At 48.9% G+C, this 20560-nt stretch carries 18 protein-coding genes and 5 pseudogenes; 14 read left to right on the top strand and 9 right to left on the bottom strand.

Features of this window, described 5'->3' with window-relative positions; genetic code table 11:
• The first annotated feature begins 202 nt into the window (after positions 1–202).
• Positions 203–433 carry a hypothetical protein gene (locus LU633_RS01105; RefSeq protein WP_233481972.1) on the top strand — a complete coding sequence of 77 codons (231 nt, stop codon included), beginning with the start codon at positions 203–205 and terminating at the stop codon, positions 431–433.
• A gap of 363 nt (positions 434–796) precedes the next feature.
• On the opposite strand, the gene adhP is transcribed toward LU633_RS01105, so the two are convergent.
• A complete protein-coding gene (adhP, locus tag LU633_RS01100; RefSeq protein WP_016191471.1) occupies positions 797–1810 on the bottom strand; it encodes an alcohol dehydrogenase AdhP in 1014 nt (337 codons plus the stop codon).
• Between the two features lie 323 nt (positions 1811–2133).
• Between adhP and LU633_RS01095 the strand changes: the two genes are divergently transcribed.
• The 6 genes and pseudogenes from LU633_RS01095 to LU633_RS01070 all read left to right on the top strand — a co-directional run.
• Complete coding sequence (locus tag LU633_RS01095; RefSeq protein WP_046372126.1) at positions 2134–3738, top strand: MFS transporter; 1605 nt, start codon at positions 2134–2136, stop codon at positions 3736–3738.
• A 22-nt stretch (positions 3739–3760) separates the two neighbouring features.
• Positions 3761–4900 (top strand): beta-galactosidase BglB, encoded by a 1140-nt coding sequence (gene bglB, locus LU633_RS01090; RefSeq protein WP_016191472.1) that lies wholly within the window; start codon positions 3761–3763, stop codon positions 4898–4900.
• Between the two features lie 13 nt (positions 4901–4913).
• Entirely contained in the window at positions 4914–5675 is a 762-nt protein-coding gene (gene kduD / locus LU633_RS01085) for a 2-dehydro-3-deoxy-D-gluconate 5-dehydrogenase KduD (RefSeq protein WP_016191473.1), read from the top strand.
• Between the two features lie 42 nt (positions 5676–5717).
• A complete protein-coding gene (locus LU633_RS01080; protein ID WP_016191474.1) occupies positions 5718–6359 on the top strand; it encodes an RpiB/LacA/LacB family sugar-phosphate isomerase in 642 nt (213 codons plus the stop codon).
• A gap of 630 nt (positions 6360–6989) precedes the next feature.
• A complete protein-coding gene (locus LU633_RS01075) occupies positions 6990–8030 on the top strand; it encodes an IS481 family transposase (protein ID WP_046372125.1) in 1041 nt (346 codons plus the stop codon).
• A 69-nt stretch (positions 8031–8099) separates the two neighbouring features.
• Positions 8100–8867, top strand: a pseudogene (locus LU633_RS01070) (IS630 family transposase); the annotation flags it as partial.
• Positions 8868–8901: 34 nt separating this feature from the next.
• Here the strand turns inward: LU633_RS01070 and LU633_RS01065 are convergent.
• Positions 8902–9942: an IS481 family transposase gene (locus LU633_RS01065; protein WP_046371813.1), complete on the bottom strand. Its 1041-nt coding sequence runs from the start codon at positions 9940–9942 to the stop codon at positions 8902–8904.
• Positions 9943–10046: 104 nt separating this feature from the next.
• A pseudogene (locus LU633_RS01060) lies at positions 10047–10270 on the bottom strand (helix-turn-helix domain-containing protein); the annotation flags it as partial.
• A 160-nt stretch (positions 10271–10430) separates the two neighbouring features.
• Here LU633_RS01060 and LU633_RS01055 point away from each other — a divergent pair.
• Together LU633_RS01055 and LU633_RS01050 are read left to right on the top strand one after the other, a co-directional pair.
• Positions 10431–10883 (top strand): SgcJ/EcaC family oxidoreductase, encoded by a 453-nt coding sequence (locus LU633_RS01055; RefSeq protein ID WP_016191477.1) that lies wholly within the window; start codon positions 10431–10433, stop codon positions 10881–10883.
• A gap of 302 nt (positions 10884–11185) precedes the next feature.
• On the top strand, positions 11186–11521 hold the full coding sequence (locus tag LU633_RS01050; RefSeq protein ID WP_016191478.1) for a hypothetical protein: 336 nt from the start codon (positions 11186–11188) through the stop codon (positions 11519–11521).
• Positions 11522–11692: 171 nt separating this feature from the next.
• Here LU633_RS01050 and LU633_RS01045 read toward each other — a convergent pair whose 3' ends face one another.
• The 4 genes and pseudogenes from LU633_RS01045 to mntP form a co-directional block, all read right to left on the bottom strand.
• Positions 11693–11848 (bottom strand): hypothetical protein, encoded by a 156-nt coding sequence (locus LU633_RS01045; protein WP_016191480.1) that lies wholly within the window; start codon positions 11846–11848, stop codon positions 11693–11695.
• Positions 11845–12780 (bottom strand): annotated as a pseudogene (cbpA, locus tag LU633_RS01040) (curved DNA-binding protein). Before cbpA ends, LU633_RS01045 begins: the two are co-directional and overlap by 4 nt.
• A 112-nt stretch (positions 12781–12892) precedes the next feature.
• Positions 12893–13624, bottom strand: a pseudogene (locus LU633_RS01035) (glucose 1-dehydrogenase).
• A gap of 490 nt (positions 13625–14114) precedes the next feature.
• Complete coding sequence (gene mntP / locus LU633_RS01030) at positions 14115–14675, bottom strand: manganese efflux pump MntP (protein WP_016191485.1); 561 nt, start codon at positions 14673–14675, stop codon at positions 14115–14117.
• Between the two features lie 819 nt (positions 14676–15494).
• Between mntP and LU633_RS01025 the strand changes: the two genes are divergently transcribed.
• Together LU633_RS01025 and LU633_RS01020 are read left to right on the top strand one after the other, a co-directional pair.
• Positions 15495–15737: an SDR family oxidoreductase gene (locus tag LU633_RS01025; protein ID WP_016191487.1), complete on the top strand. Its 243-nt coding sequence runs from the start codon at positions 15495–15497 to the stop codon at positions 15735–15737.
• A gap of 128 nt (positions 15738–15865) precedes the next feature.
• Positions 15866–16006, top strand: a pseudogene (locus tag LU633_RS01020) (recombinase family protein); the annotation flags it as partial.
• Positions 16007–16071: 65 nt separating this feature from the next.
• On the opposite strand, the gene LU633_RS01015 reads toward LU633_RS01020, so the two are convergent.
• Positions 16072–16317, bottom strand: coding sequence for an efflux RND transporter periplasmic adaptor subunit (locus LU633_RS01015; protein WP_016191489.1), 246 nt, complete (start codon positions 16315–16317; stop codon positions 16072–16074).
• A 90-nt stretch (positions 16318–16407) separates the two neighbouring features.
• On the opposite strand from LU633_RS01015, the gene LU633_RS01010 reads away from it, so the two are divergent.
• The 3 genes from LU633_RS01010 to LU633_RS01000 all read left to right on the top strand — a co-directional run bounded on the left by LU633_RS01010 (position 16408) and on the right by LU633_RS01000 (position 19672).
• Positions 16408–16566, top strand: coding sequence for a hypothetical protein (locus LU633_RS01010; protein WP_161796990.1), 159 nt, complete (start codon positions 16408–16410; stop codon positions 16564–16566).
• Between the two features lie 206 nt (positions 16567–16772).
• Positions 16773–18101 (top strand): MFS transporter, encoded by a 1329-nt coding sequence (locus tag LU633_RS01005; protein ID WP_016191490.1) that lies wholly within the window; start codon positions 16773–16775, stop codon positions 18099–18101.
• 248 nt (positions 18102–18349) lie between these two features.
• Complete coding sequence (locus LU633_RS01000) at positions 18350–19672, top strand: IS4 family transposase (protein ID WP_046371900.1); 1323 nt, start codon at positions 18350–18352, stop codon at positions 19670–19672.
• A 40-nt stretch (positions 19673–19712) separates the two neighbouring features.
• Here LU633_RS01000 and LU633_RS00995 read toward each other — a convergent pair whose 3' ends face one another.
• A complete protein-coding gene (locus tag LU633_RS00995) occupies positions 19713–20264 on the bottom strand; it encodes a YagU family protein (RefSeq protein WP_016191491.1) in 552 nt (183 codons plus the stop codon).
• Positions 20265–20560: the final 296 nt, after the last annotated feature.

Below are 20560 nucleotides of genomic sequence, written 5' to 3'. Positions count from 1 at the left end.
GCAGGTGTAGCGGTATTAGGCGCAGCTATTTAACAGGGAAAGATGCGCGCAGATCGTATCTTTCAGCTGCCTGAGCTGACGTCATAATACAGCGGTTTCTTCACCAACTTCTTCGGGTACAATAGCGCAATATTGGGTATGGCTTACAGTATCAATTACGCGTTGCAAGGCTACTCGCAAAGATTCAGCCCTGTATCAACAAATGTTCATCCCGCTGGCTTTTTCCTGCGGATTAACTTCAATAACCTTATCGTCAGTGCCAAATTCGGCGGGGATAAAGCTCAATTTCCGCACCATACAGGGAAATTGTCTGCTGTACTTTGGCGCCATATCAGCGGTACCAGACTCACTGTGCGAAGCTTTTGCAATTGCCATCGTTAAAATCGCCAGTAAAAAAACGGATGCAAAATCCGCCTCTGAAAAACAGACATAATTGAAGATAATCTCATATTTATCATACGATAAGCATCGTTCAGACTGCACACAATAACGGAGCAACAGGATAACAATATTAAGAAAAATGGCGGATAAATGGCGATTTTTACTTTTGCAGATACATTTACTCTGTCGATGAAAGTTGTAAGGATAGGATCATGTTAGACAATACGGATTGGCTGGCCTCACTGTTATGGCTTAATTTTTACTATCGTCTTGAACCTGAAGCACCAGCTCATTCCAGCTTTTTTATGAGTGCCTGAAAATGTCGTTTTGCTGGTGACTGCATAACTGATAGCAGAAAAAAGGGCGATGGCTCGCCCGTTTTCAAACAGCATGGTAACCCTGCTCACCTGCCCTGTTATTTCATAGCGAAATCAATCACCATACGACCTTTAATTTTTCCTTCCAGCATCTCATCGAAAATCGTATTAATGTCTTCAATCGGGCGTCGGGTGACTTTCGGTACGACTTTACCTTCAGCGGCAAATTGAAAGGCTTCCGCCAGATCTTCTCTCGTTCCGACCAGAGAGCCAACAACCTGAATACCATCCAGTACCAGCCGTGGAATATTCAGGCTCATGGATTCGGGCGGTAACCCTACCGCAACCACACGCCCCCCCGCACGCATTGCGTCAACAGCAGAATTAAATGCTGTTTTCGCAACCGCCGTTACCACAGAAGCGTGCGCGCCGCCCGTTTTCTCCTGAATCACTTTCGCTGCATCTTCTTTAGCAGGATTTATTAGCAGATCGGCTCCCATTTCATGGGCAAACCGCAACTGAGCGTCATTAACATCAATGGCGATCACTTTGGCATTGAAAACGTTTTTGGCGTACTGCAAAGCCAGATTACCCAGACCACCTAAACCATAAATCGCGATCCATTTGCCGGGCTGGATACCGGAAACTTTGACTGCTTTGTAAGTGGTAACACCAGCACAGGTCACGCTGCTCGCCGCTACGGAGTCAAGACCATCGGGAACTTTAACCGCATAATCCGCCATGACAATACACTCTTCAGCCATCCCACCGTCAACGGTAAATCCGGCGTTTTTCACATCACGGCATAAGGTTTCATTACCGCTGGTGCAATATTCACAATGCCCACATCCCTGGTAAAACCAGGCAACGCTGGCGCGGTCGCCCGCCTTCAGAGAGGTGACACCTGGACCGACCTCTTTGACCACACCAATCCCCTCATGCCCCAGTATAACGCCGGTACGATCGCCGAAATCGCCATTTTTAACGTGCAAATCAGTGTGACAGACACCGCAACACTCCATTTTAAGCAGCGCCTCGCCGTGCGCCAGCGCCCGAAGTTGCTTGTCAATCACGTCGATAGAATGATCTTTATTTACCACCGCAGCTTTCATCTTTCATTCCTCTCAGAAGGTTATATACATTCGAACTATAGGATGATTGTTTTCAGAAACGTTGATTAAGAACACGATAAAAATTTTTAACGACAAAATTATAGCAATGTACAGGGATGAATGATTTGAGAGAGCAATTCAATAAAAATGAAACGTCATTTTTATTGAATTAGTGAAGCCGCCCGCTATTTTCTTTCTTCTGCCGTCATCACTCACCTGCGGTTGGCAAAATCGCAAAGGTTTTCCCTTTGTCATCCTTCTACTTTAGCCACTTATCCCGACATATCGCCGGGCGTGTAGGTAGGTTAATCAGGATGAATACTATGACGACACGTAAACCTGGAATGCTCAACTATCTGGCTTATGGATCGGGAGATTTCCTCGGTGCAGGCACAATGGCACTCACATCCGCATGGCTGCTGTATTTCTATACCACTTTTTGCGGTTTAAGCCCTATTCAGGCAACGTCCATTTTTGCCATGGCGCGTCTCGTGGATGGTGTTGCCAGCCCACTAATGGGCTATCTGACCGATCATTTTGGCGCCACACGCCCCGGAAAACGTTTTGGCCGCCGTAAATTTTTTATCCTTATCGGTATCCCACTGGTATTTAGCTATAGCCTGATGTGGCTGGGTAATATGACCTATGTCTATTACCTGCTGACCTATCTGTTCTTTGAAGTTGTCTACACCTCAATTCTGGTACCTTACGAAACGTTAGTACCGGAGATGACCGATGATTTTAAGGAAAAAACAAAGTTTTCCGGGGCGCGCATTGCACTGGCGCAGCTTTCCGCTATTCTGGCCGCATTTTTACCCGGCATTCTGTTGAGCTATTTCGGCAAGGATAATGCCCAGTCCTTCTTCTACTCCAGCCTGGTGTTTTCATTTATATGTGCTCTGGTCCTGACCCTGGTTTATCTGTTTACCTGGGAACGGCCAGCGGAGAAAAAATCAGCAGCTGCACTGGCTGATGAGCAGCAAAAGATGACGCTGGGTCAGAGCTTACATCGACTTAAGATCGATCTGTTGTCCACATTACGTATTCGTATCTTCCGCCAGCATCTGGGGATGTATCTGGGTGGCTATATTGCCCAGGACGTCTTCAATGCCGTATTTACCTACTACGTCGTATTTGTACTCATGCAAAGTGCCACCGTTGCCTCTAATTTGATGGGGACTATGGCTATCCTACAATTCGTTGCCGTCATCGGCATGATCCCGCTTTGTATTCGTTTCGGTCCCGCACCTTCTTATCGCATTGTTGTCGTACTGTTTGGCCTTAGCGCAGTGTCGTACGGTGTTTTGTATTACGCAGGGCTGAGTGATGTGTTTTCGCTGTTGCTGTTAATTTCAGCCATTGCTGGCCTTGGACGGGGCGGTATTAACTATGTCCCGTGGAATATCTACACCTACATATCAGACGTTGACGAAGTGATTACCGGACAGCGCCGTGAAGGCATATTCGCTGGCGTTATGACACTCACGCGCAAAGCCTCCCAGGCGGGGGCCGTCATGCTGGTAGGGATCGTGATGCAGCTGTCGGGCTTTGTCGCGGGTCAAAGTGAACAGAGCACAACGGTCAGCCATACCATTCTGGCGCTTCTGTGTGGCGGTACGGTGCTGGTTTTACTGGCAGGTTTCCTTATCTCTACACGCTTTAAATTAAACCTTCAAACGCATCAGGTTCTTCGCAAGGAAACAGAAAAAATGCGGGTGGCAGGCAACATTCTCCCAAATGAAATTAACCCTCAGGCACGCGCAACCGTAGAGATGCTTACCGGCATGCCCTATGAGTCGCTATGGGGAAACAACAATATTGGGTTCCTCAACCGCCATAAACCAGCAGCGAAAAAGCTGTGTGCCAGCGTGGACAGGGAAACAGAGATTAACGCCAGCGACGACATTTCTCGTCCAGGCCAACTTTAGTCGATTTAGAGGATAGTGCGTAATGGTGGTATATCCGGTAAAACACAGTCCGCTGCTACGGCAGCCAGAACGGTTTATCGAAAGGGGGGAGCTGCATCAACTTATTCATAAACTGGTGGATAATCTGGTCAACATTACCGATGAAACTGGTGAATTTTTGCTGCGGCTCGACGACGGCAGGGTCATCGATACCAAGGGATGGGCTGGCTGGGAGTGGACCCACGGTATCGGTCTGTATGGTATCTATCAGTATTATCAGCACACTGGCGATGACCGTTTACGGCAAATTATCGATAGCTGGTTTACGGACAGATTCAGAGAAGGCTCAACGACCCGCAACGTCAACACGGTTTGCCCGTTCCTGACGCTGGCCTGTCGCTATGAAGAAACCCGCGATCCTCGTTGGCTACCTTATCTGGAAAGCTGGGCTGACTGGATCATGCACGCCATGCCACGAACGGATCTGGAAGGTTTACAGCACATCACTCTGGCAGAAGAGAATCACCAACAGCTGTGGGATGACACACTGATGATGACCGTGTTGCCGCTGGCAAAAATTGGCAAACTGTTAAACCGCCCGCATTACATCGAAGAAGCAAAATATCAGTTTTTGCTTCACACCCAACATTTAATGGACCGGGAAACCGGGTTATGGTTTCACGGCTGGACTTTCGACGGACATCACAATTTTGCCCGCGCCCGTTGGGCACGCGGCAATAGCTGGCTCACCATTGTCATTCCCGAATTTCTTGAACTGCTCAGTCTGCCGGAAAAAGATGCCACCCGCCGTTTTCTCCAGCAGGTACTGGACTGCCAGCTGGCCGCGCTGGAAAAATGCCAGGATCAAAGCGGTCTTTGGCACACGCTGCTTGACGATCCCAACTCCTATCTTGAAGCCTCAGCCACGGCAGGATTTGCTTTCGGCATGCTGAAAGCTGCACGGTGCCATTATGCCGATCCGCATTATGTCACTGTTGCTGAAAAAGCACTGAAGGGGCTGATTTCACGTATTAATCAGGACGGCGAGCTGACGCAGGTCTCCTTTGGCACAGGAATGGGTAAAGATCTTGAATTCTATCGGCAGATACCTCTTACCTCAATGCCTTACGGTCAGGCGATGGCGATCCTCTGCCTGGTAGAATATCTCCACGCGTATCTGTGAATAAGGGAACCGCATGATCCTGAATGATTTTTCTCTTCACGGAAAGGTGGCTATCGTCACCGGATGCAATACCGGTTTAGGGAAAAGTATGGCAACAGGTCTGGCACAGGCTGGCTGTGACATTGTGGCGCTTAACCGCAGCGATCCTGTAGACACCGCGGCACAAATCACTGCAATGGGACGACAATTTCTGAGTCTTAAAGCCAATCTGCTACAACAGAATGCATTGCCCGCAATGCTGGAACATGCAGTCAAAGAAATGGGACACATTGATATTCTGGTTAACAATGCCGGCCTCATTCGCCGTGAAGATGCTGTGAATTTCAATGAGCAGGACTGGGATGATGTGATGAACGTTAACATCAAGACCGTGTTCTTCTTATCACAGTGGGTTGCACGGCAGTTTATTGCCCAGGGAAAGGGAGGGAAAATCATCAATATCGCCTCCATGCTTTCCTTTCAGGGAGGTATTCGGGTGCCTTCCTACACAGCGTCAAAAAGCGCGCTCATCGGGCTGACGCGGGAACTGGCCAACGAATGGGCCAGATACAATATCAATGTCAACACACTGGCTCCGGGATACTTCAGCACCAATAACACCGAAATGCTGCGTAAAGATGAAACACGACGTGAAGAAATTGTTTCCCGCATTCCTGCCGGACGCTGGGGGCAGCCTGACGATTTGGCTGGCCCGGCGGTATTCCTGGCATCGAAAGCGTCTGACTATATAAACGGCTTTACCCTTGCGGTAGATGGCGGCTGGCTTGCCCGCTGATTCCACTCTGTTAAAAACTCAATGTCCAATGCAGGAGACAACATGAATATTGCTTTAATGATGGAAAACAGCCAGGCAGGGAAAAATGCGCTGGTACTGGAACAGCTAAACGCTGTGGCGAAAGAGAATGGCGATGCCGTATTTAACGTTGGCATGAGCGATGAGCAGGATCATCATCTGACCTACATCCATCTCGGCATTATGGCCAGTATCTTACTCAATGCCAGGGCGATAGATTTTGTTATTACGGGTTGTGGCACGGGCCAGGGAGCATTACTGTCGCTCAATATACATCCGGGGGTAGTCTGCGGATATTGTATTGACCCGGCCGATGCGTTTCTCTTCGCCCAGATTAATAACGGTAATGCCCTTTCACTGCCCTTTGCTAAAGGCTTTGGTTGGGGAGCAGAGCTGAATGTGCGTTACATCTTTGAAAAGGCCTTTACAGGTCGACGAGGTGAAGGTTATCCGGCAGACAGGAAAGAGCCTCAGGTTCGTAATGCGGGTCTGCTGAATCAGGTTAAAAGTGCTGTAATCAAAGAGGATTACCTGGACAGCCTGTCGGCTATTGACCCTGAACTGATTAAAACAGCCGTTGGTGGCGAACGCTTTCAGCAATGTCTGTTTACGCATGGCAAAGAGAGCAGAATAACTGACTGGGTTAAAAAACGACTTGAGGTGTGATCTGAACTCACTCAGTGAAGGCTACTATTAATACGCAGCCCTTTATTACAATATAACGGCAATAAAGGGCTGTTTGCTTATGGGTAAATGATCGCTGTAGCACTCCGCTTTTGGCCAGCACATACCCGGTAAGACGTTGAAGCTACTTTCTTTGCCTGACCGCATACCTCGGGCCTTTGATGTGATGTCCTTACCGCCAGACCACAGAGCAGCAAACAGCAGATGTAGCGGCATCAGACACAGCTATTTAGTCACATTGAGAGCATCCTGCAAAAACGAAAAGTCAGGCGATTTACAGAAAAATTTATTTTCTCATTATAGATAATATAAATTGCAACACATTGACCTCATAATTGAGTTGTAATATTAACTTTAAAATAACAATTTTAAATAATAAAAAACATTATCAACCTCTTTGGATAAAAGATAGAAGATCAAAAATATCATTTAAATAGCTGCGCCTGATACCACTACACTTTTGCCAGACCATGTTTCCCGCCGGGGAAGGGGCTGGCCGTTTCCATAAAGTGTATTAGTCGCGACTTGATCTGACACTGGACCTTGAAAGGTTGAGAGTTACCGGTTTTGATATGGGTGTCTAATCCTTAAACAAAACGCGAGGTAACTCTCATGATTCATACTAACAATCCCATCATCAAACACAAAGCCGGCCTGCTCAATCTCGCCGAAGAACTCGGTAACGTATCAAAAGCCTGCAAGATCATGGGCGTGTCACGCGACACGTTTTACCGTTATCAGGAACTGGCTGCTGAAGGCGGCATCGATGCGCTGATTAACCAGAACCGCCGCGTCCCCAACCTGAAGAACCGCGCCGACGAAGCCACTGAACGCGCTGTTGTTGAATATGCCGTTGAGTTCCCGGCCCACGGGCAACACCGGACCAGTAATGAGCTGCGTAAAAAAGGCGTGTTTATCTCCGGTAGCGGCGTGCGCTCCATCTGGCAACGGCACGACCTGGAGAACTTCCGTAAACGCCTGAAGGCACTTGAGGAAAAGGTCGCCAGAGAAGGCATCGTGCTTACCGACGCTCAAATCGCAGCGCTGGAGAAGAAGGCCCACGATGACGAGGCCAGCGGAGAAATCGAAACTGCTCACCCGGGTTATCTCGGGTCGCAGGACACCTTCTACGTGGGCAATCTGAAAGGTGTGGGTCGTATCTACCAGCAGACGTTCGTGGATACGTACTCGAAAGTGGCACACTGCAAGCTGTATACGAGTAAAACGCCGATCACCGCCGCAGACCTGCTCAATGATCGCGTACTGCCGTTCTACGAGGCTCAGGGACTGCCGATGCTGAGGATCCTGACCGACAGGGGAACGGAGTACTGTGGTAAGGTGGGGCAGCATGATTACCAGCTGTATCTGGCCATCAACGATATCGACCATACAAAAACGAAGGCGATGTCTCCGCAGACGAACGGCATCTGCGAGCGCTTCCATAAAACTATTTTGCAGGATTTTTATCAGGTTACGTTCCGTAAGAAGTTATACGAAGACCTGGAGAGCCTGCAAACGGATCTGGACAACTGGTTGTGGCATTACAATAATGAGCGAACTCATCAGGGAAAAATGTGCTGCGGGCGTACGCCAATGGCCACGTTACTTGATGGTAAACGAGTCTGGGCAGAAAAAAATCTGAACCAGATGTAATCTGACAGACACCTGTATAAATAACCGGTAACTGTCAGATCAGGTCTGAGCTAGTACACTTTATCCGCCGGGTGTTCCCGCCGCTGGACTTACGAACATATCTGCACATTGTTACGTGGACTGATAAAGCACTTTCCCGGTGATTCTGGTTATCAGCGTTCACGCTGGAGCACTGCGCTTATGGCAATAAAAAACAACGAGATAACCGGCTGTCAGTTACATGCCGGGACAGTCCGTCGCTGGCTGCCGACAGGGGGTGTGGTGTGGCGCAGCGCAGGTCCGCACCCGACATTGCGCATCCGCGTCCCACACAAAGAAGAGAAAATGACGGCAATAAGCACGGCGCTGACGAAGTGTAGCCGGGAGCATCCTGTGTTTTACGAAGATGAGGTGGATATCCATCTCAACCCAAAAATCGGTGCAGACTGGCAGGTCCGCGGACAACAAAAACAGGTGGTAACACCCGGTCAGAATAAAAAATACTATCTGGCAGGCGCACGGCATAGTGGCACAGGTAAAGTCAGCTACGTTGGCGGTAATAGCAAAAGTTCGGTGCTGTTTATCAGCCTGCTTAAGCACCTGAAGGCAGGTTACCGGTGTGCAAAAACAATCACACTGATCGTTGATAACGGCATCATCCACAAGAGCCATGAAGTTCAGCGCCAGCTGAAAGCGACCCCGAAGTTCAGCGTGATTTACCCGCTGTGGGTGAACCACGTTGAACGGTTATGGCAGGCGCTTCACGACACGATAACCGGGAATGATCAGTGTCGTTCAATGTGGCCACTGCTGAGAAAAGTTCGCCACTTTATGTGTACTAGCTCAGACCTGATCTGACAGTTACCGGTTATTTATACAGGTGTCTGTCAGATTACATCTGGTTCAGATTTTTTTCTGCCCAGACTCGTTTACCATCAAGTAACGTGGCCATTGGCGTACGCCCGCAGCACATTTTTCCCTGATGAGTTCGCTCATTATTGTAATGCCACAACCAGTTGTCCAGATCCGTTTGCAGGCTCTCCAGGTCTTCGTATAACTTCTTACGGAACGTAACCTGATAAAAATCCTGCAAAATAGTTTTATGGAAGCGCTCGCAGATGCCGTTCGTCTGCGGAGACATCGCCTTCGTTTTTGTATGGTCGATATCGTTGATGGCCAGATACAGCTGGTAATCATGCTGCTCCACCTTACCACAGTACTCCGTTCCCCTGTCGGTCAGGATCCTCAGCATCGGCAGTCCCTGAGCCTCGTAGAACGGCAGTACGCGATCATTGAGCAGGTCTGCGGCGGTGATCGGCGTTTTACTCGTATACAGCTTGCAGTGTGCCACTTTCGAGTACGTATCCACGAACGTCTGCTGGTAGATACGACCCACACCTTTCAGATTGCCCACGTAGAAGGTGTCCTGCGACCCGAGATAACCCGGGTGAGCAGTTTCGATTTCTCCGCTGGCCTCGTCATCGTGGGCCTTCTTCTCCAGCGCTGCGATTTGAGCGTCGGTAAGCACGATGCCTTCTCTGGCGACCTTTTCCTCAAGTGCCTTCAGGCGTTTACGGAAGTTCTCCAGGTCGTGCCGTTGCCAGATGGAGCGCACGCCGCTACCGGAGATAAACACGCCTTTTTTACGCAGCTCATTACTGGTCCGGTGTTGCCCGTGGGCCGGGAACTCAACGGCATATTCAACAACAGCGCGTTCAGTGGCTTCGTCGGCGCGGTTCTTCAGGTTGGGGACGCGGCGGTTCTGGTTAATCAGCGCATCGATGCCGCCTTCAGCAGCCAGTTCCTGATAACGGTAAAACGTGTCGCGTGACACGCCCATGATCTTGCAGGCTTTTGATACGTTACCGAGTTCTTCGGCGAGATTGAGCAGGCCGGCTTTGTGTTTGATGATGGGATTGTTAGTATGAATCATGAGAGTTACCTCGCGTTTTGTTTAAGGATTAGACACCCATATCAAAACCGGTAACTCTCAACCTTTCAAGGTCCAGTGTCAGATCAAGTCGCGACTAATACAGATAAAGATTTCAGACCTTCAACGCCCGACCGGGTAAACCAGTTAATCCGGCGTCCGGCAGATGAACAGGGCAGCAGAGTGTTCTGGTGGCATCGCTGACACGGTCTCCCCGGTGCAACATCAGCATGGCGATCAGTCTGCGGGCATAATTTTTATCGCGGGTTTTATGGATGGTTTTCTGCATCAGGCGTCGTTCACTGCGGGGCAGTGGTGCGATGACCGGCATCGCTCAGTCCGGTTGGTGATTTGTTTTGGTTTGGCGATTGCTCAGATCGCACAATCCGGGCTGAGTTCCTTCAAAGTGATCGACTATTCGGCGTTGCTATTTAATTTCCATTTAGATCATTGTGCTATCTTCTGAATTTAAATCACCAAGGAGATGATAAATGAAAACAGGAATTACAGGACTGATGATTGCCGCTGTACTGACCTCTTCAGCAGCTTTTGCTCAGGAATCTACACCATGCGTTAAAATGACTGAAGCGGAAGTTGCTGCAATGTTCGAGCGCTGGAACGATTCTCTTAAAACCGGTGACGCAAAAACCGTATCAGACCATTACCTTTCCGATGCTGTCCTGCTCCCAACGCTGTCTAATAAAGTTCGTCTGACTGACGAAGAAAGAATCGACTATTTCAAGAAATTCCTGGCTAAAAAACCCGTTGGACATATTGACAGTCGTACCGTCCGCATTGGTTGTAATAAAGCCGTTGATATCGGCACCTACACCTTTACTTTTAGCAACGGTAGCAAAACAGCAGCGCGTTATACCTTTACCTATAGCTGGAACGGCGAAAAGTGGCTGATTTCTTCTCACCATTCCTCAGTAATGCCTGAATAACCCCTGTATCCGCCACGGCCAGCGCGCTGTGGCGCATTTAATTCTCTTTGCTGTAAGGTCCATTGTTGCCAGATTCAGCGATGACGGTTTACCGTCAGCTTTTGATCTGCCCTCTCCCTGCTACTCATTTCCCTTCGATAAAAATCAAAAAATTAGCACAACCACCCGATTTTGCATGAAGTCATCACTTGATTCAGGCAATATCTTCACTGTGTTTGACAAAAGCCGGGCGTTCTCCAGTTGAACGCGACAGGCTGTCTGTACTGATTTAATTCAATTTTTACTGTTCATAAGGAGCAGATATGAAAAAAGTGATATCGCTGCTCGCCGCCGCAACCCTAGCCACTGCAGCCCACGCTGAAGGTGATGCTGACGATCCGGCACAAAGCTATATCGCCAGTCTCTGCAAGGTTGTCACTCAGGAAAAATTTACGGGTTCTGCCGACGAGTATATCGCCAGATTACAAACCCTCTCTCCGCAGTCCACACAGCAGGATAATCAGCCGTTTGATGAAGACGAAGCAAGAACGGTGGTGGCAGCATGGATGAATCTGAGTGAAGAACAAAAGACGGTTGCACGTCAGAGCGCGCAGGCCTGCGAGGATGCAACATCTAACGAATACCAGAGCCAAGATTAACGCTGTGAGATGGCAGGGGCACACTTCCCCTGCCTCACGGGTTACTCCTCAAAAATAGCCTCATTCGGCTGGTGCAGCAACCTGGAAATCTGGTGCCTGAGCTGCTTGTTTTCCTGCGTAAGCCTCTCGACCTGGTCGAGCAGCGTCAGTGCCACAGCAGCGCCGGGCCATTCAAGCTCCAAGTTCAATACGCAGGCGGCAAATCCGCTTCAAAGAGTACAGCGCCGCGAAATCAAAAAGCCATTCAGCTTCCGCAAAGAGTGGGAAAATGCCCCCTAACTCCACCACCTGGCAGATTTCAATTGCGGTAAAGTGTTGCTCTGTCATCGTTTCGACTCCCATTCAGTGCGGGGATAAAATGCAGCCTGATCCACAAGCTCACGCCACAACTCACGGGTTTTATCATTGTTTTTCGGCGGCATAACAATATTAAGAATGGCAATAAGATCGCCCACGGTGGTTTTACCCAATCCTTTACCTTTGATTCGCAGTTTTTGGCCTTTCTGACTGCCAGTAGGTATGTTCAGCGCAATTCTCCCCGTCAGGGTAGGAATCTCAACCGTTGTACCTAAACGCCGCTTCCCACGGGGCCAGAGGCACCAAAATTTGCAGATTCTGCCCTGCTATTTCAAATAACGGATGCGGTGCAACTTTAATGATTAAATAGAGATCGCCACTGTTACCTCCGTTGACTCCCGCCACGCCTTGCCCTTTAAGCCGTATGCGCTCGCCATCGACCACGCCAGCCGGGATTTTAACCTTAAGCGTTTTCGTGGTTTCCCCAATCTGACGACCATGCGCGTCCAATTCAGGTAACGGATAAGAAAGAGTGCGACTTTCGCCGATAAGTGTCTCTTCGAGAAACACGGGCACTGACATTTCAACATCCTGACCACGTCGCGGGGCCGGGCTGTCGGCATGCTGGCGGAAACGACCAGAGGAGTACTGACCAAACAGAGATTCAAAAAAAGCAGAATAATCGCCGTGCCAGCGCTCCTCAGATTGTTCATACTCAGCAGGTCCTTCTGCGAAGCGTGGATCGTGGCGATGTTGACGTAACAGATCATATTCAGCATGCTTTTCGCTGTCCTTAAGAACTTCATAGGCTTCCGCCATTTCCTTAAGCTTGCTTTCGGCCTCTTTCTCCTCGCTGACATCCGGGTGATATTTACGGGCCAGACGCCGGTATGCAGTTTTAATCGCTTTTAAATCTACGGGGGCTCCACCTCAAGCAAAGCATAATAATCTTTAAATTCCATATTTTGACACCCCTAATTCAAAAGGCTTACGGATATAAACGCGCTCAATCCCTCGGAAAAATGCCGACATAGCCAAAGGCTAATGCTCTGTTGCGAGTAAAAGAAATAGCGATCAGGCCATCCCTCCATTGGCACGAATGATCTGGCCATTGATCCAGCGGCTTTCTTCACTGGCAAGGAAGGAAATGACGCTGGCAATATCATCTGGCTGTCCCAGCCGCTGAAAGGGGTTCAGGTTAGCCAGTGACTGAATCTGCTCTTCGCTTTTACCTTGCAGAAACAGCTCTGTTTCCACTGGTCCCGGAGCCACGGCATTCACCGTAATTTTACGACCGCGCAGTTCTTTAGCAAACGTGCGGGTGAATGCTTCCATCGCCGCTTTACTGGCATTATAAATGGCATAGCCGGGAATATTTAACGCGATTGCCGAACTGGATAAATTAATAATTCTGCCGCCTTCCTGCATCCGTTTACCAGCTTCGCGCAGGGTATTAAAGGTTCCCTGCACATTAATAGCGAATGCCCGGTTGAACAATGCGTCGTCATGCTCAATCAGTGGCAACATGGTCAGTACCCCGGCATTGTCAACCAGTAAATCCAGGCGGCCAAAGGTTTGCAGGGTTGTATCAAACAGCGCGGCGACAGCGGCAGCATCAGATACATCGGCCCTGACGGCTAAAGCGCTAACTCCAGCATTAATAATTTGCTACACCACCGCCTGCACTTCCTGCTGTTTGCTTGCGTAGTTCACCACTACGTCGTAGCCCTCTTTAGCAAGGCGCAGGGTAATCTCCGCTCCAATACCGCGAGATGCGCCGGTCACAATGGCGACTTTTCTGCTCATAATGAACTCCTTATAACGATGCGTATGCAAAAAAGCTTAGTCGATCTGCACAAATGAGAGCGTACTCGCCGGGCAGGGCCAATCAAAACGGTGCTGACAGACGATAACGTCGCAAAAGGAAGAGGTGATGAGCGAGCGTCAATGCTACGCGTGGGCTGATAAATAATTGGCGGCGATTTACTGCAAATCAGGGAAGGTTTGGATCAATCCCTGCCCCTCATGCTGGAGGGGCCAAACACGGAAGGACTCAGTACATTGCACCGGGCGGTACTTGTTTGAAAACCTGAACGTAGCAATGAAAAACATAGCGAACAAATTTTTTCATGTTGTCTCCTCTTTAAAATTTTTTATATCGATTAAAAAAATTATACAAGAAGGGACATTGCAAAGCAAAAAAAAATTTGAAGTACGTCACAAAATTACGCTTAAAAGAGTATTAAAGCAGCCAGACCAATCCCTTTAAAACCAGCTGAATCCAATCATGGAGCAGTCAGCACAAATGTTCGATCAAAATGCTGCTGCCAATACCAATCAGGACCACACCGCCAAATATTTCAGCCCATTTGCCCATGACTGGCCCAAGGAAACGCCCCAGCAGAATACCCGCAGAAGCCATCATCATGGTGGATGTGCCAATTGCCAACGCCGTTATGACAATATTCACCTGTAAAAAAGCCAGCCCGACGCCCACCGCCATCGCATCCAGGCTGGTTGCCACCGCAGTCGCGGCAAGCAGCCAAAAACCATGTCGTTGTAGCGCTTGCTCTGGCACATCTTTCTTACGCAGCCCTTCCATAATCATCCGTGCGCCCAACACAAAAAGCAGTGTAAATGCAATCCAGTGGTCCCAGGTCATCACATAATGGCTTGCCGCCAGACCAATCGCCCAGCCGATCAGCGGCGTCAATGCTTCGATCACACCAAAAATCAATCCGGTGCGGAGCGCTTCTTTCAGGCCGGGACGATGCAAACTGGCACCCTTACCAATTGCCGCAGCAAAAGCATCCATCGACATGCCAAACGCCAAAATTAGAGTTGCGTACAGATTCATTGTGCTTATACCAGCTTGATGGCTGAGACCTCGTCCAGACATCAAAAAAACAACGCTCGCGGAAAAACCTGGCGCGAGAGTTTCAAAGAAAAACGCATCCTGCCATGAAATCATTCAAAAAAAAAGACAATAAAATCATGCAGTTAAGTATAGCCATGGCTATACTTTTTAACGATTGCTAAATACTCACCCTAAAAGAGGTTCAAAAAGCCTAAAAGAATTACTACCTTAGGTGGTTAAACCGTATGCCTGTTAAGGCCATTTTTGCTATTAGTCGCTGGAAAAACGGAAGAATATTGCCCGGGCAAAAATGCAAACTGGCTAAAAAAAGAAAAGACGAGATAAAGACTTAACCCACACGAAGATTGCGGGAAAATGACCGATACTTGTAGCGACCTGCGTTCATACATGGTCAAACCTGCATTTATCCGTGCTGATCTGCATTCCATTTCCCCGACCCAGATTAGCTGAAAATGATAGGTTGATAGCCTGATTATTGATGATGCAAAATAGTGTTATTCTCTGGCATTAGCATACCGGTGCGCAGCAAGGTAAGCGCGTAACATCAGTGTCAGTTGTCTTTCTTCCTCTTCGCCAGCACTGGACGGTATACCCCGTATACAGAATGCCGGTACTGTTCCAAAAAGAACTGCTGCCATAATTTGCGCAATGATATGGCATTCTTTGAAATTACCATCACTGGCCGATGTCAGTAACTTCTCAATGACATGAACAGTTTTTTGTATCGATTTATCAAGCAACCTGCCGGCATTCAGCTCTCAGGGCCTTATTTATACTGACCAAGCCAGAAAAGCCGGTATGGACGAACAAATGATTAAGCAGTCTAATGCCCATTTACATACCTTGTTCCCTATGCATCGCAGTGGTACTGCGGATAAAATTGCCAGGACAGCTGTTTTCCTGGTTTTGGGCGATTCTTCATATGTTACTGGCTCAGAACTGTGTGTTGATGGGGGACGGGCCCAAGTTGAGTTTTCCTCCTTCGCACGCTTCGTTGATAAACCTCACCTCAAATCATTTCAAAGGGGCTTCATAAAATGATCGTTTTATGAAGCCTTAAAGCAATGTCAACGATCAATCAGCTGCACGCAGAACAGGATTACACTTTCTCATTCCAGTTTTCATTTTCCATCTATACTCAAATCTGGTGACTTACTGGAAGATATATCATGCTGATTGGGTACGCACGGGTTTCAACTGACGATCAACACCTCGACCTGCAACGTGATGCCCTAACACTGGCAGGGTGTGAACGTATTTTTGAAGATAAGGTCAGTGGTGCGCAGGCGGAACGCGAAGGACTGGCCCGGTTGACCTATGTGTCGGCTCTGGCCAGCAGGGCATGATGTTCTGCAGATTCGATGTCAAACAACAGCTAACCCGCTTTAACCGTTTCACCGTCTCTGAAGCAACGCTTCGCCACCACGCCTTCCGTACGTGAGGCAACATCCACCGCGCGTAAAGGTTCGATTCGCCCCAGATATCGGGTAGGCTGGGCAACATTCTTTTGCGTCAGTGCGACCACTGAAACAGCCGGTGACGGGGCTGCCGGTGACGAAATACTGAGAATTAACATTGCCGCCAGCAGCAGACCGTTCAGAGCGTGAGATTTAGTAGACATCCAGACAAAACCTTCTGAAAGAGAATAGCAGCTGGGCAGATGTCTATTTGTTGTACAACCTGCACTATCTGCTTTCGATCAGGAAAGCGCGTGATGCGGGAAGCCAAATGCCCTTCAGTGAGCATTGATTTAGCCGATAAAAGCCCTGCAGGCCCGGTTAAAATCAGAAAGCGGGTCGCGCGTTGTTCTGAAGCGATTGGTTTAAAATCTGGATTAACGAGCAATAAATACGTAGCTGGCAATATTTGAAACCATACAATGCTTTTTATATGGCTTTTTTAGTGTTTATTACTGATAAAGTTAAAATCTTCACTGCCATTCCCCGGCAATATACTTTTCTCACGCAGGATCTTCTTTTCACCACTGCGAGTTCGCGGCGGTGGGCTTTTCGCCATTGAATGCACCTGAGCGGGTGCGTAAGATTCTGTTTCATGTGTTAACGATAAGAAAGAAATATGCAATCTTATATCGCTCCCCCTCCCGATGCCGGACATGACGCAACGCCCGTAAATTCACGAGGTAAAGTGCTCGTTGCTTCGCTGGTCGGTACGGCTATTGAATTTTTTGATTTCTACATTTACGCCACCGCAGCAGTCATTGTTTTTCCCCATATTTTCTTCCCGCAAGGCGATGCTACCGTTGCAACGCTACAGTCCCTCGTGACGTTCGCCATTGCGTTTATTGCACGCCCCATTGGCTCTGCACTGTTCGGCCACTTTGGCGACCGTGCCAGCCGCAAGGTGACGCTCGTTGCCTCGCTACTGACCATGGGAATTTCCACCGTGGTAATTGGCCTCCTTCCCGGCTATCAGTCAATTGGCGTTTTTGCGCCGCTTCTACTGGCACTGGCACGCTTTGGTCAGGGTTTAGGTCTGGGCGGCGAGTGGGGGGGGGCGGCACTGCTGGCGACCGAAAATGCGCCAGCCAGAAAACGGGCGCTTTACGGCTCTTTCCCTCAGCTGGGCGCACCAATCGGTTTCTTCTTTGCCAACGGCACCTTTCTGCTGCTCTCCTGGCTGTTAAGCGAAAATCAGTTTATGCAGTGGGGCTGGCGCGCGCCGTTTATTCTCTCTGCGGTGCTGGTGCTCATTGGCCTGTATGTCCGCGTCACGCTGAATGAATCACCGGTTTTTGCCAAAGTGCAAAAAGAGAAGAAACAGGTCAAGGTGCCAATGGGTGTCTTGCTCTCCCGGCATCTGAAAGCGACCGTACTCGGCACTTTCATCATGCTGGCGACTTACACGCTTTTCTATATCATGACCGTGTATTCAATGAGTTACGGCACTGCCCCGATCCCAAATGGTCTTGGTTTCCCACGGAACACCATGCTGTGGATGTTGATGATGGCAGTGACAGGTTTTGGCGTGATGGTGCCCATTTCCGGGCTGCTGGCTGATCGCTATGGCCGACGCAAAACGATGATAGTGATTACCCTGATGATTATCGCTTTCGCTTTGATTTTTCCCGTGATGTTGGGTTCCGGCAATCAACCGTTGGTCATGGCGTTCTTGCTGAGTGGTTTAAGTATTATGGGATTGACCTTTGGTCCAATGGGAGCGTTGCTGCCAGAGCTGTTTCCAACCGAAGTGCGTTATACAGGCGCTTCTTTCTCCTACAACCTGTCATCAATTCTCGGAGCCTCGGTGGCGCCTTATATCGCGACCTGGCTCACTCACGCATATGGTCTTTTTTGGGTGGGTATTTATCTGGCGACAATGGCATGCCTGACGCTGTTTGCATTGATTGCCTGTAAAGAAACGCGGCATCAATCGCTTTACGATTGAGTCTGCAGCATCACGCAAGGTGCCTTTATATCAGGTGGTTTGCCGTGCAGGTAAACTAAGGATAAGCTCTCACTGCCGACCAGGATGAAATCACAAGAGGGAATAAGGCAGAAAAGGCGTTGTTACCGAACAGTATGTAAGCCATAAAAAACCGGCCCTGTGGTTAATGCCGATCATTTAAGGATCGGTTGACCGATCCGGTTTATGCGGTAAAAAGGGTTCTATGTTCATCATGGAACCCTTTTTAAATGGAACTTTCCCAGGCCCTCGGCATCATCAATGCCGCCACTCCTGAGCGCGCCCGTAGTCTCGCCGACCTTATTCCTCCCGAGCTTATTCAGCAGGCGCTCACCCTGACCGATACCGTTACTTTGCGTAAACGTAAACTTTCCCTCGAATCCATGATTTGGCTTGTCGTTGGGATGTCCATTTTTTGCGATCGTCCGATGACCGAAATCGTCAATCTGATGGATATTACTGACCGGACCGGAGCTCCTTTTACCGCACGCAGCGCTGTCATTCAGCGCCGTAAGACTCTGGGTGAAAATGCAGTGCGGGAGCTTTTTGATATCACACAGCAGCACTGGAATCAGCAGGCTGCACATCCAAAATGGCACGGTCTGAATCTGTTTGCTGTCGACGGCGTGGTCTGGCGTACCGCCGATACGCCGGAAAACAGAGCCGTCTTCAGTAAACACAGCAGCCAGTACGGCGAAGGCGGCTATCCTCAGGTGCGAATGGTTTGTCTGATGGAGCTGAGCAGCCATCTGATCGCCGCCAGTGCATTCGACAGTGAAAAAGTCAGTGAAATGCGGCTGGCTGAGCACCTGACGGAGAAAACCCCGAATAACAGTATCACCCTGTTCGATAAGGGATTTTATTCGATGGGTCTGCTTCATCACTGGCAGACAGCAGGAGAACACCGTCACTGGTTGTTGCCGTTGAAAAAACACGTACAGTATCAGGTGGTTCGCCGTTTGGGGCGTGGAGATGAACTGATATGCCTGAAAACCAGTCCACGAGCCAGGAAGCAATGGCCAGGGGTCCCGGAAGAAATGGTGGCAAGACTGCTGACCCGCAGGGTAGACGGTAAAGAGAGGCAGGTGCTGACGTCACTGACAGACCCGAATCGCTATCCGGGTAAAGATATCAGCGAGCTATATCGCCACCGCTGGGAAACAGAACTGGGCTACCGGGAAGCAAAGCAGGGTATGCTGGACAGCCGGTGGACATTACGCAGTCGCCTGCCGGAGCTGGTGAGACAGGAGCTATGGGGGGTACTGCTGGCTTATAACCTGGTGCGATATCAGATGGTGCAGATGGCGTTCCATCTGAAAGGAGATTACCTGCCTTACCAGCTGAGCTTCAGTGGAGCGATAAGCGAAATAATCCGGATGCTGATAACCCTGCCCTGGGCTTCGCCGGGAAAAATGCCGGGAGAACTGAGAACCCTGTATGAACAGGCGAAATGGCTTGTGTTACCGGGTAGAAGAGAGCGAAGTTACCCGAGAGAGTTGAGGGTAAAGAGCAGGAAATATCCGGATAAAAAGGTTGCTGGTCACCTTAAGTGACCAGCATTAGCCCTGTGGTCGGTTTTTTATTAGCATAAAACTAGTTCGTCCAGTTGCCGGTGATTTTCTTCGCGTAGATAGCAAGAATAGCAATAAGACTAATTTCGATCGAAACTGACCAGCAAATATGTCCTATCAGTTCACTCCATAACTCATAGCCATTCAGATTCCATAACCATCCTGTTTCACCGTGAGCGTATATCGGATTCCTGAATCTCAGCGCGGGAATCAATACACCATGCATAACAACCGTAATAAGGATGCCGTAAAAAGCGCCATACCAGAGCCTGATTTTTGGCATCCATGCGGACAGAAAAACATAGACAAAGGCAAAGATAAAACTGAATAACCAGTGATAAAGCATGACCGCACCAGGTACGGTGGCTTGCTGATAAACATAATCCAGTGAATGAGAATTAATCCCAAGGCCACCCAGCCAGGCATCGATATTTAGCGCAGGCGGTGACATTTCACCCGCGACGCGTGGGGGCATATTAGGTTCCGATCCAGATTTGACCAAAGAACTAATGACACCGCCAATGAACGTTGCCCACAGCAGTACGCGGATATTAATACTGTTCCAGATTTTCATATTCTTTATTACCCAGAAGATAATGTTCAGAAATTGAATGCAAAGTTTAACGATACAGATGTACAGATAGTGAGCGGCACAGAGGCCATTCAGAAATAAATGTACACAATGCAACGAATTCTCACATCACAGAGTTTACGCGCATAGTCGCGAGAGTTTTTGTGGTCAGCTAACAGAAAAGGTTCCAGAAAATTTTTCAATCTGTTTTAATTTGTATTAGTCGCGACTTGATCTGACAATGGGCCTTGAAAGGTTGAGAGTTACCGGTTTTGATATGGGTGTCGAATCCTTATACA

The organism is Erwinia tracheiphila, assembly GCF_021365465.1.
Taxonomy (GTDB): Bacteria; Pseudomonadota; Gammaproteobacteria; order Enterobacterales; family Enterobacteriaceae; genus Erwinia; species Erwinia tracheiphila.
This window is presented reverse-complemented; position numbering and strand designations above follow the sequence as displayed.